This is a genomic window from Paraburkholderia sp. SIMBA_030 (genome assembly GCF_046535245.1).
GTDB lineage: Bacteria > Pseudomonadota > Gammaproteobacteria > Burkholderiales > Burkholderiaceae > Paraburkholderia.
This window is the reverse complement of sequence record NZ_JAWRXB010000003.1, coordinates 275,546-291,443: the sequence shown is the minus strand read 5'-3', so window position 1 is coordinate 291,443 and position 15,898 is coordinate 275,546. Positions and strand designations below refer to the sequence as shown.

Genomic DNA, 15,898 nt, shown 5'->3' with positions numbered 1-15,898 from the left:
TGTAACACCTTGTTACTCCGACGTTTTTCCGCGACAGTGCGCTTGCGCGAAAGTGCTGAAACAGCTTGCTGGAGCGGCTTTGACGAGACATCGGGAGCGTCTTGAAGTACGACGAATGGCAGCGCAATTTTCCACCGGATTGTCAAAACGGCAATGGACCAATCACGCGCCGTCGCCAATACTGAAACGGAACAGCGGGCGATGCTTCAATGCGCCACACAACATTTTGATGCGCGATGCTCATTAATCGATTCGGCAAATGAATTTGCATTTTCAATCGCTTTTCAACCACAATAGGTGTTTTCCATAGTCTGCGACGCAGCCTTCGCGCACGTCCTTTGCTTTTTCCGCATCACCGAATCGAGATTTCGACAATGGCTCGCCCGAAACTGCTTCCCGACAATTTCACCTTGTGCCTCGTGGGCACCGTCATCCTTGCCAGCCTGCTGCCGGTGCACGGGCAGGCCGCTGTCGGGTTCAACTGGGTGACGAACATCGCGGTCGGCCTGCTGTTTTTTCTGCACGGCGCCAAATTGTCACGCGAAGCGATCATTGCGGGCGCGACGCACTGGCGGCTGCATCTTGTCGTGCTACTCAGCACGTTCGCGTTGTTTCCGTTGCTCGGCCTCGCGCTTAAACCGCTCCTTTCGCCACTTGTCACGCCGGCGCTCTATGCGGGGATCCTCTTCCTCTGCACGCTGCCGTCGACGGTTCAGTCGTCCATCGCGTTCACGTCCATTGCCAAAGGCAATGTGCCGGCCGCCGTCTGCAGCGCGTCGGCGTCGAGCCTGCTGGGCATCTTCGTCACTCCCGCACTCGTGAGCCTCGTCGTCAGCAATCAGGCGGCGGGCGGCAGCTCGCCGTGGCATACGGTGGGCAACATCGTGCTGCAACTGCTGGTGCCGTTCGTGGCCGGCCAGTTGTTGCGCCCGTTGATCGGCAAGTGGATCGAGCACAATCGCGGCGTGCTGAAATTCGTCGACCAGGGCTCGATCCTGCTGGTGGTATACGGTGCGTTCAGCGAGGCCGTCAACGAGGGCCTGTGGCACCAGATTCCGCTGTCCGCCCTCGGCGGCCTGCTGCTCATCAACGTGGTGCTGCTCGCGCTGGCGCTGGCCGTGACGATGTTCGCCGGCAAGCGGCTCGGTTTCAACCGTGCGGATCAGATCACGATCATCTTCTGCGGCTCGAAGAAAAGTCTCGCTGCCGGCGTGCCGATGGCCAAGGTCATTTTTGCCTCGCATGCGGTGGGCGCCGTGGTCTTGCCGCTGATGCTGTTCCACCAGATCCAGCTGATGGTGTGCGCCGCGCTCGCGCAGCGCTGGGGAGCCCGCGACACCAGCGGCGAGACCCGCGCCGCCTCGCGCGAGCGGCCCGCCGCCGCCGTTGCCCGCCGTTGAATACGCGCGCAATGCAAACAGGACATTCATAGCGCCCTCCCTGAGCGTTATTTGAAGAAAGCCGCCTCGTGCGGCTTTTTTGTTATTTCACGCGGAAACGCCGCCGGTGTCGCCTCGGCCGGATGGCATAGGCGGATTCCTGGCAGCCGCAAAGTCACCCGAACCTGAAACGCACCATTCAAGTGCAAAGCTTCATCAAAAGTTCACTCAATCTCAAGCACCGCGGGCCGATAAGACGAAGGTCTATCGCTCCGCCTGACTGCCATGCAACTTCGCTCGCCCTCCCGATCCGCTGCGCCGCGTATCGGGGATCTGATTGCCCGGCGCGAGCTGTCCGCCGTGTTCCAGCCGATCATCGATTTCGACGACGGCGCGATCCTCGGCTACGAAGGCCTGATCCGCGGACCGGCCGGCACGTCCGTCGAAACGCCGTTCGCCCTGTTTTCGCAGGCGCTGGCCGAGGGCTGCACGATCGAACTCGAACGCGCGGCCGCGCGCACCTGCATCAGAGCGTTCATGCAGTTGGAGTGCGAAGGCAAGCTGTTCCTCAATTTCAGCGCGGACGCGATCCGCCAGCTGGCCGATGCGCGCGACGACACGCTGGCGCTGCTGCGCCATCGCGGCGTCGATCCGCAACGGCTCGTGATCGAACTGACCGAGCAAAGCTCGATTCCGGACGTCGGCAGCTTCTTGCCGGCGATTACGGCGCTGCGCACGGCCGGCGCGCAATTCGCGCTCGACGATTACGGCACTGCCAACGCCAGCATGAATCTGTGGGTACGGCTGCAACCAGACATCGTGAAGATCGACCGTTTCTTCATCCACGACATCGCCTGCGATCCGCTCAGGTTCGAAGCGGTGCGCGCGATGCAGCACTTCGCCAGCGCGAGCGGCGCGCGGCTGGTCGCCGAGGGCATCGAGAACGAAGCGGATCTGATCGTGGTGCGCGACATGGGGATCGGTTGCGGGCAAGGCTATTTCTTCGGCCGGCCCAACGCGCAACCGGCCCGCCGTATCACCGAAGACGCCCGCGACGCGCTGCGCGCCGGTCACATCGCCGTGTTTCCCGAAACCACGCGCACGGTCAGCAGCGCGTCGCCGTCGGGCGGCATGGCGTCGGCGAAAATGCTGGTGCTCGCGCCCGCGCTGCCGCGCGAGGCCACCAACAACGACGTGCTCGAACTGTTCAATCGCCTGCCCGACCTGCACGCGGTGGCGGTGGTCGAGCACGACGAACCGGTTGCGCTGATCAACCGGCGCAGCTTCATGGACCGCTACGCGCTGCCGTACCACCGCGAGCTGTTCGGCAAGCGCCCGTGCCTGCAGTTTGCGAACGCGTCGCCGGTGATCATCGAGAAATCGATGACCGTCGAGCAGATGGCCCAACTCCTCGCCAGCGACGACCAGCGCTATCTTGCCGACGGCTTCGTCATCGCCGACAACGGCAAATACGCCGGCCTCGGCACCGGCGAGAACCTCGTGCGCGCGGTGACCGAGGTGCGCCTCGAAGCCGCGCGCTACGCGAATCCGCTGACCTTTCTGCCGGGCAACATCCCGATCAGTTCGCACATCGCGCGCCTGCTCGGCAACGACGCCGGCTTCTACGCGTGCTACGTCGACCTGAACCACTTCAAGCCCTTCAACGATCAGTACGGCTACTGGCAAGGCGACGAAGTGCTGAAGTTCGCCGCCGCCGTGCTGGCCGACGTCTGCGACCCGACCCGCGACTTTCTCGGCCACGTGGGCGGCGACGATTTCCTGATTCTGTTCCAGAGCGACGACTGGAAGGAGCGGGTGCTGCGCGCGATTCACGTGTTCAACGAGGGCACGCAGCGTTTCTACGCGCCGGCCGACCGGCTGGCCGGCGGCATCCATGGGGAAGACCGGCGCGGCAATCCGACCTTCTTCGGCTTCGTGACGATGGCGATCGGCTGCGTGCGCGTGGAATCGGACGGCGGCCCGTCGTTTTATAGCAGCGAGGAGATTGCTTCCGTGGCAGCGGTGGCGAAGCGGCGCGCCAAGCACGAGACAAGCGGTTTCGTGCTGATCGATGCAAGCGAGAGCGTCGCACTGCTGCGCGGACAAACGGAGGTCGCGCCCGCCGCTGTCGACTAAGCCCGTAGGCTTTGCCGAGCCGCTCAAAACCGATGTTGTTTAGCAAATTTTACTAAACACAATAATCTTGGAAATATCCATATATACGGGTATTTCCCGGTATCGATCGCGTGTTTCAGCGGCCGTTTTAGCCGGTTTTTACTATACAATCGCCCGAACTTGAACACCGTACGGCCGCCCTCCGTTGCGGCCGCTTCATTCGATGGCCACAACCATCCGCGACGTCGCCCGGGCGGCCAGCGTGTCGATCGGCACCGTCTCACGCGCACTGAAGAACCAGCCGGGCCTCTCCGAGGCCACTCGCGTGCGCGTCGTCGAAGCCGCGCGGCAGCTCGGCTATGACGCCGCCCAGTTGCGCCCGCGCATCCGCCGCCTCACTTTCCTGCTGCATCGGCAGCACAACAACTTTGCTGTCAGCCCGTTCTTTTCGCACGTGCTGCATGGCGTCGAAGACGCTTGCCGGGAACGCGGCATCGTCCCTTCCGTGCTGACGGCCGGCCCGACCGAAGACGTGATCCAGCAGATGCGACTGCACGCGCCGGATGCGGTGGCGATTGCCGGTTTCGTCGAACCCGAAACGCTGACCATGCTGGTTGCGATGCAGCGCCCGCTCGTGCTGATCGACCTGTGGGCGCCCGGCTTGCGCTCGGTGAATCTGGAGAACGCCGCGGGCGCCACGCTCGCCATGCGCCATCTGTTCGAACAGAGGTGCACGCGCGTCGCGTTCATCGGCGGCTCGCTCGCGCACTTCAGCATTGCGCAGCGCGCGCTCGGTTACCGGCGCGCGTTTTTCGAAGCGGGCTTGCTGTTCGACCCGTCGCTGGAAGTGACCATCGACGCCGGCCTCGATCCCGACAGCGGCGCCGCACGCGCGATGCACCAATTGCTCGACGCATCCGGCGCACGCCCCGACGCCGTGTTTGCCTATAACGACGCCGCCGCGCTCGCCGCGCTGCGCGCGTGCCTTGCGCGCGGCCTGCGCGTGCCCGAGGACATCGCGATCATCGGCTTCGACGACATTCCCGCCGCCGCCCACGCCACGCCGCCGCTGTCGACCATTTCGGTCGACAAGGAAGCGCTCGGCCGGCGCGGCGTCGAACTGCTGCTTGAAGACGCACCCGCCAAACTGGAAGTCCGCTTGCCCGTCCATCTCATTGCCCGTGCCAGTACTTTGGTGAGACAGCCATGATGCAATCCGATCCGCTTCACTCCGCAGCAAACGGCGCGGCCAATGCCGTTCCCGCTGCGGCGCCGCCCGTCGACAACTTCCGCAGCCGCGATTTTCTGCTCGCGCATGTGCAGGACACGCTGCGCTTCTACGCACCGAAGGTGCTCGACCCAAGCGGCGGCTTCTTTCATTTTTTCCGCGACGACGGTTCGGTTTACGACAGGACCACGCGCCATCTGGTGAGCAGTTGCCGCTACGTCTTCAACTACGCGATGGCGTATCGCCAGTTCGGCGACCCGCAGCATCTCGAGTACGCGCGCCACGGCTTGCGTTTTCTGCACGAAGCGCACTGGGACGCCGAGCACGAAGGCTACGACTGGGAGCTCGAATGGCGCGACGGCAAGAAGCGCACGCTCGACGCGACGCGTCACTGCTACGGCCTCGCGTTCGTGCTGCTCGCGTATTCGCATGCGGCGCTGGCCGGCATCGAAGAAGCCAGGCCGATGATCGGCGCGACCTTCGAGTTGATGGAACACCGCTTCTGGGACGCCGCCGCGGGCCTCTACGCCGACGAAGCGACGCCCGAATGGCACGTCAGTTCGTACCGCGGCCAGAACGCGAACATGCACACCACCGAGGCGCTGCTTGCCGCGCACGAAGCGACCGGCCACCTCGTCTATCTGGATCGGGCGGAACGGGTGGCGTCGAATGTCACGCTGCGTCAGGCGAAGCTATCGCAGGGGCTGGTGTGGGAGCACTTTCACGCGGACTGGTCGATCGACTGGCATTACAACGAAGAAGACAGCTCGAACATTTTCCGTCCGTGGGGCTTTCAGCCGGGCCATCAGACCGAGTGGGCGAAGCTGCTGCTGATTCTCGAGCGGTATCGTCCGCTGCCGTGGCTGCTGCCGCGCGCCATCGAGCTATTCGACGCCGCCATGATGCACGCGTGGGACGAAGACCACGGCGGCCTCTATTACGGCTTCGGCCCGGACGGCACCGTTTGCGACCACGACAAGTATTTCTGGGTGCAGGCTGAAACGTTCGCGACTGCTGCGCTGCTCGGCAAGCGCACGGGTAACGAACGCTTCTGGGACTGGTACGACGAGATCTGGCGCTACAGCTGGGCGCATTTCGTCGATCACAAGTATGGCGCGTGGTATCGCATCCTCACCTGCGATAACCGCAAGTACAGCGACGAAAAGAGTCCTGCCGGCAAGACCGACTATCACACGATGGGTGCGTGCTACGAAGTGCTGGCGCACGCGCTGCCTTCCGGCGAGGCTGAGACGCCTGAATCCGCGGAGTGAACAAAATGAACGCGAACACCGAATTTCCCTTCTTCGTTTCTGCCGGCGACATCCTCACCGATCTCGTGCGGACTGGCCCATCGCAATGGCTGTCGCGTCCCGGCGGCGCCGGCTGGAATGTCGCGCGTTGCGTGGCGCGGCTCGGCTTGCCAACGGCATGCGCCGGTTCAATGGGCGTCGACAACTTCTCCGACGACCTCTGGAACGCGAGCGTCGCCGCGGGTCTCGACATGCGCTTCATGCAGCGGGTGGAGCGCCCTCCTTTGCTGGCGGTCGTTCACCAGACGCATCCGCCTGCGTATTTTTTCATGGGCGAGAACGGCGCCGATCTCGCGTTCGATCCGGCGCGCTTGCCGGCTGGCTGGATGGAGCAGGTGAAGTGGGCGCATTTTGGTTGCATCAGCCTCGTGCGGCAGCCGCTGGGCGACACGCTTGCCGGGTTGGCGGCCGAGTTGCGCTCGCGCGGGGTGAAGATCAGTTTTGATCCGAATTATCGGAACCTGATGGAGCACGGATATGAGCCGACTTTGCGGAAGATGGCCGCGCTGGCTGATTTGATCAAGGTCTCGGATGAGGATTTGCGATTGCTGTTCAAGTCCGCCGATGAGGCGGGCGCGTTGGCGCAATTGCGGGAGATGAATCCTTCTGCCACGGTGCTCGTGACGCGTGGGCCGGAAACGGCAATGTTGATCGATGGCGCCAGGGTGGTTGAGGCTCGGCCGCCTCGGGTCGAGGTTGTCGATACTGTTGGGGCTGGGGATGCTTCTATTGGCGGTTTGCTGTTCAGCTTGATGACTGCTCCGCAGAGGTCCTGGTCAGAGCATCTGGCTTTTTCTTTGGCCGCCGGCGCGGCGGCGTGCAGGCATGCTGGGGCGCATGCGCCTTCTTTAGATGAGGTTGTAGCGCTGCTGTAGTTTTATTTGCCCTTAGCGGCGGCAAAAAGCAAACCCCGTGCTACGATAAATGCCACCCCCGGGAAGGAGCGTCCACCATGGAAGACATCACCTATACCAAGGGCATCTACACAGCCACCGCCTCGGTGCGCGAACTAAAAAAAGACGAATTCCAGGGCGTGGTATCCCTCTCCCGCGACGAAGGCGACGAAAACGCCGACCCTGAAACCACGGTCTACGAAGTCGAAGCCACGTCATTGACGCCAGAAGAAGCACTCGAGGAAGCCAAAGCCCTCGCCCACCGGATCCTCGGTGAAATCGAACTTTAGATGTCACGGCGCCGTGCCGGTCACACTGCGCCATCCCTGAACCAACCGGCCGGAGGCGGTCATGGATGAACAGCTCTTCCTCTACGGCGTCTACTCGATTCACGTCCGCCCACTCGAACTGGACGGCGCACGCTGGGACGCGGAATACGAAATCCGTCATCGTGAAAAAGCCGTCAAGCCGTGGACAACCGTCGGCGGCGACGACGGCTACGCGGACGAAGCCGAAGCAGTCGCCGCCGCGCACCTGCAAGCCGTCGACGATATAGAACACGGCGCCGGCGTGCCAAAGCCACGCGCATTTCCATAGACCCGCAAGAGCTGGAGCAAGCGCGCCGATCGTCGTGCTACGCTTTGCGCGTTTTCATCTCCACGAACACGCGATGGCTACCGAACCGTCAGACCGCTTTCCCGGCATCGGCGACGCCGAAGCGCGCGTGCAACGACCTCGCGCGCGCGGCAGCCGCGAGATGCGCCTGGACGATCGCGTGGTCGTCGCGCACGGCATGCCGACGCCGCTCTGGCAGGATCTCTATCACCGTGCTCTAGTGGTCAACTGGCCAACGTTTTTCGTGTCGCTCGCTGTGCTGTTTCTGCTGCTCAATACGGTGTTCGCCGCGCTCTACATGCTCGGCGCGGCGTCGATCGCCAATCAGTTTCCGGCGGGTTTCGGCGGCGCATTTTTCTTCAGCGTGGAAACGCTCGCAACGGTCGGCTACGGCGACATGCATCCGCAAACCGTCTACTCACACTGGATCGCGACGCTGGAAATCTTTGTCGGCATGTCCGGCATCGCGTTGGCGACCGGGCTGATCTTCGCGCGTTTTTCGCGCCCGCATGCAAAGATCATGTTTGCCCGCTACGCGATCGTGCGACCGCTGGAAGGCCGGATGACGCTGATGGTGCGCGCCGCCAACGCCCGTCAGAACGTCATCGCCGAAGCACGCGCAAAGCTGCGCATTATGCGGCAGGAAACGACCGTCGAAGGCTATACGCTGCGCAAGCTCTACGACCTGACGCTGGTGCGCGATCAGCATCCGGTGTTCAAACTGGGCTGGAGCCTGATGCACGTCATCGACGAGAGCAGTCCGTTGTTCGGCGAAACCGCCGAAACACTCAAGGGCCGCGACACGTCCCTGCTGCTCACGCTCGAAGGGGTCGACGAATCGACGTCCCAGACCATGCAGGCACGCCACCTGTGGACTTGCGATCAGATCTACTGGCATTACCGCTTCGTGGACATCATGCGCGAGGAAGACGGCGTGAGTCACATCGATTACTCGTATTTCAACGAGATCGTGCCACTCGACTCGGCGCCCGTCGCGGTCATGGAGAAGGCGCCGGCGCCATGAACCTCGCCGCCGGTTCGGCAGCGAGAATCGTATAGGGGCGCCTTGCCGCCGCGTTCGACGACACCAGGGCATACCCGAATCCGCCCGGTGCGCGGCAAATCCATCTCAAAACCTCGTTAAATCGCGCGAGCCTTCGCGCCTATTCGCTATTCGCCGATCAAACTAGCAAAAATCCACTCTAATCGGCGCTAAAAAATAGAGTCTCTTTCGCTGCGTTATCTTTGTGGTCCCCACCACGCGCGCCGATGCAAAACAGCAACCATCTTGCATGGAGACTCACCTATGACCGCTCGCCTGCCCGTCGACGGCACGCCCGCTCTCGCCGACTACAAGCTGTCCGATAACCTTACCGCGACGCGCGGCCGCATCTTCCTCACCGGCACACAGGCGCTGGTGCGCCTCGCGTTGATGCAGCGCGCGGCCGACAAGGCGCGCGGCATGAACACCGCCGGCTTCATCAGCGGCTATCGCGGTTCGCCGCTCGGCATGGTCGACCAGCAGTTGTGGAAGGCGAGCAAACTGCTCACGGCGAGCGATATCCGCTTTCTGCCCGCGATCAACGAAGAACTCGGCGGCACCGCGGTGCTCGGCACGCAGCGCGTGGAGGCGGACCCGGAGCGCACTGTCGAAGGCGTGTTCGCGATGTGGTACGGCAAGGGCCCGGGCGTGGATCGCGCGGGCGATGCGCTGAAGCACGGCAACGCGTACGGCTCGTCGCCGCACGGCGGCGTGCTGGTGGTGGCGGGCGACGACCACGGTTGCGTGTCGTCGTCGATGCCGCATCAGAGCGACTTCGCGATGATGGCCTGGCACATGCCGATCGTGAATCCGTCGAACATCGCCGATATGCTCGAATTCGGCCTGTACGGCTGGGCGCTGTCGCGCTTCTCGGGCGCGTGGGTCGGCTACAAGGCGATCTCCGAAACGGTCGAATCCGGTTCGACTGTCGACCTCGACGCGCTGCGGACCGAATGGACGATTCCACAGGATTTCGAAGCACCCGCCGGCGGCCTGCACAACCGCTGGCCCGATCTGCCGAGCCTGACGATCGAATCGCGGATGCACGCGAAGCTCGACGCGGTGCGCCATTTCGCGCGCGTGAACAGCATCGACAAATGGATCGCGCCGAGCCCGCACGCGAACGTCGGTATCGTGACTTGCGGCAAGGCCCATCTGGATCTGATGGAAACGCTGCGCCGGCTCGACTTGACGGTCGCCGATCTGAAAGCGGCCGGCGTGCGGATCTACAAGGTCGGTTTGTCGTTTCCTCTGGAAATGACGCGCATCGACGCATTCGTCTCAGGCCTGTCCGAAGTGCTGGTGATCGAGGAGAAAGGCCCGGTCATCGAGCAGCAGATCAAAGACTATCTGTACAACCGCACGCAAGGCACACGTCCGATCGTGATCGGCAAAAACGCTGAAGACGGCACCCTGCTGCTGTCGTCGCTCGGTGAATTGCGGCCGTCGCGCATTCTGCCGGTGTTCGCCAACTGGCTCGCGAAGCACAAGCCGGCGCTGGATCGCCGCGACCGCGTGGTCGATCTGGTGGCGCCGCAAATCCTCTCGAACGCCGCGGATAGCGTGAAGCGCACGCCGTATTTCTGTTCGGGCTGTCCGCACAACACCTCGACCAAGGTGCCCGAAGGTTCGATCGCGCAAGCGGGGATCGGCTGTCACTTCATGGCGTCCTGGATGGAGCGCGACACCACCGGGCTAATCCAGATGGGCGGAGAAGGCGTCGACTGGGCCTCGCATTCGATGTTCACGAAAACGCGCCACGTGTTCCAGAATCTCGGCGACGGCACCTACTTTCACTCCGGCATTCTCGCGATCCGCCAGGCGGTGGCCGCGAAAGCCACCATTACGTACAAGATTCTCTATAACGACGCGGTCGCGATGACGGGCGGCCAGCCCGTCGACGGCAGCATCTCGGTGCCGCAGATCGCGCGCCAGGTGGAAGCCGAAGGCGTGTCGCGCTTCGTCGTGGTCAGCGACGAACCCGAGAAATACGACGGCCATCACGATCTGTTTCCGAAGGGCACGACGTTCCACCATCGCAGCGAAATGGACACCGTGCAGCGCGCGCTGCGCGACACCGACGGCGTCACCGTGTTGATCTACGACCAGACCTGTGCAGCGGAAAAACGGCGTCGCCGGAAAAAAGGCGAGTTTCCCGATCCGGACAAGCGCCTGTTCATCAACGAGGAAGTCTGCGAAGGCTGCGGCGATTGCGGCGTGCAGTCGAATTGCCTGTCGGTCGAGCCGGTGGAGACCGTATTGGGCCGCAAGCGTCGCATCGATCAATCGTCGTGCAATAAAGACTATTCATGCGTGAACGGTTTCTGCCCGAGCTTCGTCACCGTCGAAGGCGGCAAGCTCAAGAAAACCGCGGGCGCCGCGTTCGATCCGCAAGCGCTTGCCGCACGTGTCGATGCGCTGCCGATTCCCGCAACGCATCTCGACGCCGCGCCTTACGACATCCTCGTGACCGGTGTCGGCGGCACCGGCGTCGTGACGGTCGGCGCATTGATCAGCATGGCCGCGCATCTGGAAGGCAAGAGCGCATCGGTGCTCGACTTCATGGGCTTCGCGCAAAAGGGCGGCTCGGTGTTGTCGTTCGTGCGCTTCGCCGCGCGCGACGCGTGGCTCAACCAGGTCCGCATCGACACGCAACAGGCCGATGTGCTGCTCGCCTGCGATATGGTGGTGGGCGCGAGCGCCGATGCGCTGCAAACGGTGCGTCATGGCCGCACGCGCATCGTCGTCAACACGCACGCCATTCCGAACGCGACCTTTGTGCAGAACCCGGACGCGACGCTGCACGCGGACGCCCTGCTCGACAAGATGCGTCACGCGGCGGGCCCGGAACGCATGTCCACTTGCGATGCGCAGGCGCTCGCCACGCGCTTTCTCGGCGACACCATCGGCGCGAACATTCTGATGCTCGGTTATGCCTGGCAACTCGGTTTGGTGCCGGTATCGTTCGCCGCGATGATGCGCGCGATCGAGTTGAACAACGTCGCGGTGCAGATGAACCAGCTGGCGTTTTCGATCGGCCGTCTGGCTGCCGAAGATCCGGCTGCGCTCGAATCGCTGTGGCAAGCGCGGCATCTGGCGAAGCAGGCGGTGCGCGTCGATACGCTCGACGAACTGATCGCGCATCGCGAAGCCCGTCTTCAAACGTACGGTGGCGCAAGCTATGTGAAGCGTTACCGTGCGCTGGTCGATGCGGCGCGGCGCGCTGAAGGGACGGTGGATGCGAACAGCGAGCGCATCACCCGCGCTGTGGCGACGACGTTCTATCGCCTGCTGGCGGTGAAGGACGAATACGAAGTGGCACGTCTGCATACGGACAGCGCGTTCCGCGAAGCGCTCGAGGCTCAATTCGAAGGGGTTGCCGGCAAGGACTTCGGCATCAAGTTCAACCTCGCGCCGCCGACGCTCGCGCGCCCGAAACCCGGCGTCAATCCGGCCAAGAAGACTTTCGGTCAATGGGTGTGGCCGGTGCTCGGCATGCTGGCGAAATGGCGCGGTCTGCGTGGCACGATGCTCGATCCGTTCGGCCGCACGCTCGAGCGCAAGATGGAGCGCGAACTCGCCGAAGACTACGAAACGACGCTGCAACGCGCTTTCGCGAAGCTCAATGCAAACAATGCCGAAGACGTCGCCAAGCTCGCCGACCTGCATGCTCGCGTGCGCGGTTACGGTCACGTAAAGCTGGCGAATCTGGCCGGCGTGAAGCGTGGCGAGCGCGATCTGGCTGCGAGCTTGCAGATCGAAGCGGCGACGGGCGCGTCGGTGAAGAAGTCGCTGGACGAGGTGAAGGGCGCCGGGCAGTTGCGCGGCATTGCGGTGGTCGTGGCGAAGTAATTTCGCAGGTGAATGAAAAATGCCGCTTCGGGGTCAATCTCGAAGCGGCATTTTTTTTGCCCGATGGTCCGCGACGGTCGTGGCGATGACTTCAAGTAAAACGGACATGGGCGCGGCTGAGTGTCGTCAAAAACGACATGATCTCAGAACCGCTCTTCGTCGACCCAGTCAATATCGCCGCACAGCACGCAAGTCTGCTCGCCGACACGCGTCGCCACCGACAGCGTCACGCACGGCAACGCCTCGTTGATCGACAGATACGGACGCGTCACATGCACGCGCTCCGGCGCATTGATCGCCGCACGGAAATACGGACGACGCAGCCAGTTCGCCCCTTGCGCGTCGGCGAGCGGCAGGAAGCGGGTTTCGTGCGCCGCGCGATCGGCGCGCAGCACGACGTTGCGGCCCGCCTGCCTGCCTTTCGCGTCGAGCAAAAAACAGCGCGCGGCATGGTCGAGTGCGAGGAAATTCCAGCACACTTCCTCGAGCGGCTCGCCGGCGGCCAGCCGTTCCGCGGCACGCTCGAACGCGCGCAAATACGGCGCGAGCCGGCTCGTGTTGCGGCGTTCGCGCGCCTCGGTCTGATCGCGATAGCGATCGGTGAGTTCGCCGATACATGCCGCCGCATGCGGCGCGTCGGCTGTGCCCGGATTCGGACGGCCGAAGAAAAAACCCTGCACGAAGTCGGCGTCGCAGGCGAGCGCCATCTGCGCTTCGTGTTCGGTTTCGACGCCTTCGATCAGCACCAGCTTGCCCGCCTCGTGCAACAGCGCGACCAGCCCCGGCAGAATCGTCGCCATATCTGGACGGTGCGCGGCATGCGACAGCATGATGCGGTCGAGCTTCACGATATCGGGATTCAGCTGCCAGATCCGCTCGACATTCGAATGGCCCGCGCCGAAATCGTCGAGCGCGATCAGAAAGCCGCGCTCACGGAACTGGCGCACCGCGTCGGCAAGACGCTCAAGGTCTTCGGCGCGCTGTTCGAGTACTTCGAGCACGATGCGCCGCGGCGGCAAATCGAGCCGGCGCAGATTGGCCAGCAACGCGGCGGCATGATACGGATCGGTGAGCGCGCTGGGATGGACGTTCAGGAAAAGCCACTCCCGCTCGGCGCCGAACACCTTGAAATTCTCCAGATGCAGCGTCTGCGCCAGCCGGTCCAATTGAAGTATGTCGCCCAAGCGCGCCGCCTCGCCAAATACGTCGAGCGGCGACACGGGCCGGTCCAGCGCGTCGTGCGCGCGCAGCAAGCCCTCATAACCGACCGCCCGCATATGCGACAGGCTGAAAATCGGTTGAAACACGCTGGTCAACGTCAGTTCGCCGTGCTGCACGGAGAAGCGTTCGAGCCCCGAGGTCACTTCGACCTCGAAGCCATGCGGCGCGGCGGCCGTTCTTTCGTGTTGCGCAATCGTCATGCAATCCTCTCACGCGAGAGCCGGGCCGGTCCGAACGCGGAAGCGAACAACCGCGGCGCCGTTTCTTAAAATGTGCGTCATCGATATTGGTTAAGCAAGCTCCATGCGCACGCTGGCGCACATTCGAACGAAATTTGCATGAAAGATTGCACCGGCAGAAGGGCTCATGCGTCGGGCGTGGGCGCGGTGCGCACCGTTGCGGTGCATCGCCCTTCATAGGTGCTTGCGGCGGGAGGACGCGCGCTTTGTCTGTCTGACGATGGCGGCAAGCGTGGTCGGGCTAAACTTTGGCCTTACATTTTCCTGTTACCTCCCTTGCTCCTCCTGACCGAAACGTGGCGGCGGCGTCGACGACGACAGAGGAACCACGGTTTTATCTCCAGAAATAGATCGATGGAAATTGTCTTTACCGTATTGATTCTTTTGCTTGCTGTCGCCGCTTCCGGCATCGTCACCCGGGCGTTGCCGTTGCCGCTCGTACAGATCGCGATCGGTGCGCTACTGGCGTGGCCGAGGCTCGGACTGCACGTCACCTTCGATCCGGAAATTTTCATGATGCTGTTCATTCCGCCGCTGCTGTTCGCAGACGGATGGCGCATCCCCAAGCGCGAGTTTTTCATGGCGCGCCGCTCCATCCTGATGCTCGCGCTCGGGCTGGTGTTCATGACCGTGCTGGTGGTCGGCTATTTCGTGCATGCGCTGGCGCCCTCGATCTCGTTGCCGGTCGCGTTCGCGCTTGCCGCCGTGCTCTCGCCGACTGACGCGGTGGCGCTCACCGGCATCGTCGGCAAAGGCAGGATTCCGGGGCGGCTGATGCACATCCTCGAAGGCGAAGCGTTGATGAACGACGCGTCGGGCCTTGTTGCGTTGAAGTTTGCGATTGCTGCGGCGTTGACCGGCGTATTTTCGCTGCGCGACGCGTCGATCAGCTTCGTGATCATCGCGGTGGGCGGTCTCGCGACCGGCGCGGCGGTGAGCTGGTTGTTCAGCATTGTGTCGGCGCGCTTTCTGAGCGTCGCCGAAGAAGGCGACCCGGCGCCCGGCGTTGTGATGACGCTGCTGATTCCGTTCGCCGCGTATCTGATCGCCGAGCGCTTCGAATTGTCGGGCATTCTGGCCGCGGTCGCCGCCGGCATGATGATGAATTACACGAACATTGCTCACGCTGGACCGGTGGCGTCGCGTGTGCGCGCCAACAGTACCTGGACGATGATCGAGTTCGTCTTTAACGGCATGGTGTTCATTCTGTTGGGGCTGCAGTTTCCGCACATTCTTGGCCGGGCGTTGCTCGACGCGCACGAGACCAGCAACACGCAAGTGTGGCTGCTGATCGGCTACATCGCTGCGGTGACCGTGGCGCTCTATGCGATGCGTTTCGTCTGGGTATGGCTGCTGCGCTGGTTCGCGAGCCGCGGCGCGGCGAAGCACGGTGTGACGAATGCGGTGCCTGGACTCCGCACGGTGGCCGTGACGACAGTGGCGGGCGTGCGCGGCGCGGTGACGCTGGCGGGCGTGTTGTCGTTACCGGAAGTGTTGCCCGGAGGCACACCTTTGCCGGGACGGGACCTGGCGATTTTCATCGCGTCGGGGGTGATTCTGACGTCGCTGCTGGTGGCGGTGGTGGCATTGCCGTGGTTGCTGCGAGGCTGGCGGAGGGGGAAGGATCCGCATGCCGCGGAGGAGACGCTGGCGCGAACGCTTGCGGCGCAGGCCGCGATCCGCGCGGTGGATGAATTGCATGACGCCGTGTGTGCGGATCTTGATGAATCGGCCTCGGCGTATGCGGCGGATGTCACCGCCAGGGTGATGGATTTGTATCGGCGAAGGCTCGCCACGCTTGGCGATGAGCAGGAGCCGCGCGAATTGGCGCGGCGGGCCGATGCACTGGAATTTCGGATGAAGCTGGCGGCGATGAGAGCTGAGAGGTCGGCGTTGTTGGCACTGCGCAATACGCAGAAGATCAATGATGAGACTTTGAATAAGTTGATGAAGGAAGTGGATTTGTCGGAGACGGCGCTTACCAGTCGAGGTAGGTAAGTGATT

Annotated in this window: 11 protein-coding genes; 10 read left to right on the top strand and 1 reads right to left on the bottom strand. The window is 63.2% G+C overall.

The window, feature by feature from the left end:
- Nucleotides 1-374: 374 nt before the first annotated feature.
- The 9 genes from SB772_RS06645 to SB772_RS06605 all read left to right on the top strand — a co-directional run bounded on the left by SB772_RS06645 (nucleotide 375) and on the right by SB772_RS06605 (nucleotide 12,434).
- A complete protein-coding gene (locus SB772_RS06645) occupies nucleotides 375-1,400 on the top strand; it encodes a bile acid:sodium symporter family protein (protein WP_410832478.1) in 1,026 nt (341 codons plus the stop codon).
- A gap of 264 nt (nucleotides 1,401-1,664) precedes the next feature.
- Nucleotides 1,665-3,515: an EAL domain-containing protein gene (locus SB772_RS06640; protein ID WP_410832477.1), complete on the top strand. Its 1,851-nt coding sequence runs from the start codon at nucleotides 1,665-1,667 to the stop codon at nucleotides 3,513-3,515.
- A gap of 202 nt (nucleotides 3,516-3,717) precedes the next feature.
- Nucleotides 3,718-4,704, top strand: a complete 987-nt coding sequence (locus SB772_RS06635; protein WP_410832476.1) for a LacI family DNA-binding transcriptional regulator — start codon at nucleotides 3,718-3,720, stop codon at nucleotides 4,702-4,704.
- On the top strand, nucleotides 4,701-5,993 hold the full coding sequence (locus SB772_RS06630) for an AGE family epimerase/isomerase (RefSeq protein ID WP_410832475.1): 1,293 nt from the start codon (nucleotides 4,701-4,703) through the stop codon (nucleotides 5,991-5,993). The genes SB772_RS06635 and SB772_RS06630 overlap by 4 nt, the downstream gene beginning before the upstream one ends.
- A 5-nt stretch (nucleotides 5,994-5,998) precedes the next feature.
- On the top strand, nucleotides 5,999-6,907 hold the full coding sequence (locus tag SB772_RS06625; protein WP_410832474.1) for a carbohydrate kinase family protein: 909 nt from the start codon (nucleotides 5,999-6,001) through the stop codon (nucleotides 6,905-6,907).
- Nucleotides 6,908-6,984: 77 nt separating this feature from the next.
- A complete protein-coding gene (locus tag SB772_RS06620; RefSeq protein ID WP_410832473.1) occupies nucleotides 6,985-7,215 on the top strand; it encodes a hypothetical protein in 231 nt (76 codons plus the stop codon).
- 61 nt (nucleotides 7,216-7,276) lie between these two features.
- Complete coding sequence (locus SB772_RS06615) at nucleotides 7,277-7,522, top strand: hypothetical protein (protein ID WP_410832472.1); 246 nt, start codon at nucleotides 7,277-7,279, stop codon at nucleotides 7,520-7,522.
- 73 nt (nucleotides 7,523-7,595) lie between these two features.
- Nucleotides 7,596-8,564, top strand: a complete 969-nt coding sequence (locus SB772_RS06610; RefSeq protein ID WP_410832471.1) for an ion channel — start codon at nucleotides 7,596-7,598, stop codon at nucleotides 8,562-8,564.
- A gap of 282 nt (nucleotides 8,565-8,846) precedes the next feature.
- Complete coding sequence (locus tag SB772_RS06605) at nucleotides 8,847-12,434, top strand: indolepyruvate ferredoxin oxidoreductase family protein (protein WP_410832470.1); 3,588 nt, start codon at nucleotides 8,847-8,849, stop codon at nucleotides 12,432-12,434.
- A 143-nt stretch (nucleotides 12,435-12,577) separates the two neighbouring features.
- On the opposite strand, the gene SB772_RS06600 is transcribed toward SB772_RS06605, so the two are convergent.
- Nucleotides 12,578-13,855: an EAL domain-containing protein gene (locus tag SB772_RS06600; RefSeq protein ID WP_410832469.1), complete on the bottom strand. Its 1,278-nt coding sequence runs from the start codon at nucleotides 13,853-13,855 to the stop codon at nucleotides 12,578-12,580.
- A gap of 393 nt (nucleotides 13,856-14,248) precedes the next feature.
- Between SB772_RS06600 and SB772_RS06595 the strand changes: the two genes are divergently transcribed.
- Nucleotides 14,249-15,892 carry a Na+/H+ antiporter gene (locus tag SB772_RS06595; RefSeq protein ID WP_410832468.1) on the top strand — a complete coding sequence of 548 codons (1,644 nt, stop codon included), beginning with the start codon at nucleotides 14,249-14,251 and terminating at the stop codon, nucleotides 15,890-15,892.
- Nucleotides 15,893-15,898 lie beyond the last annotated feature (6 nt).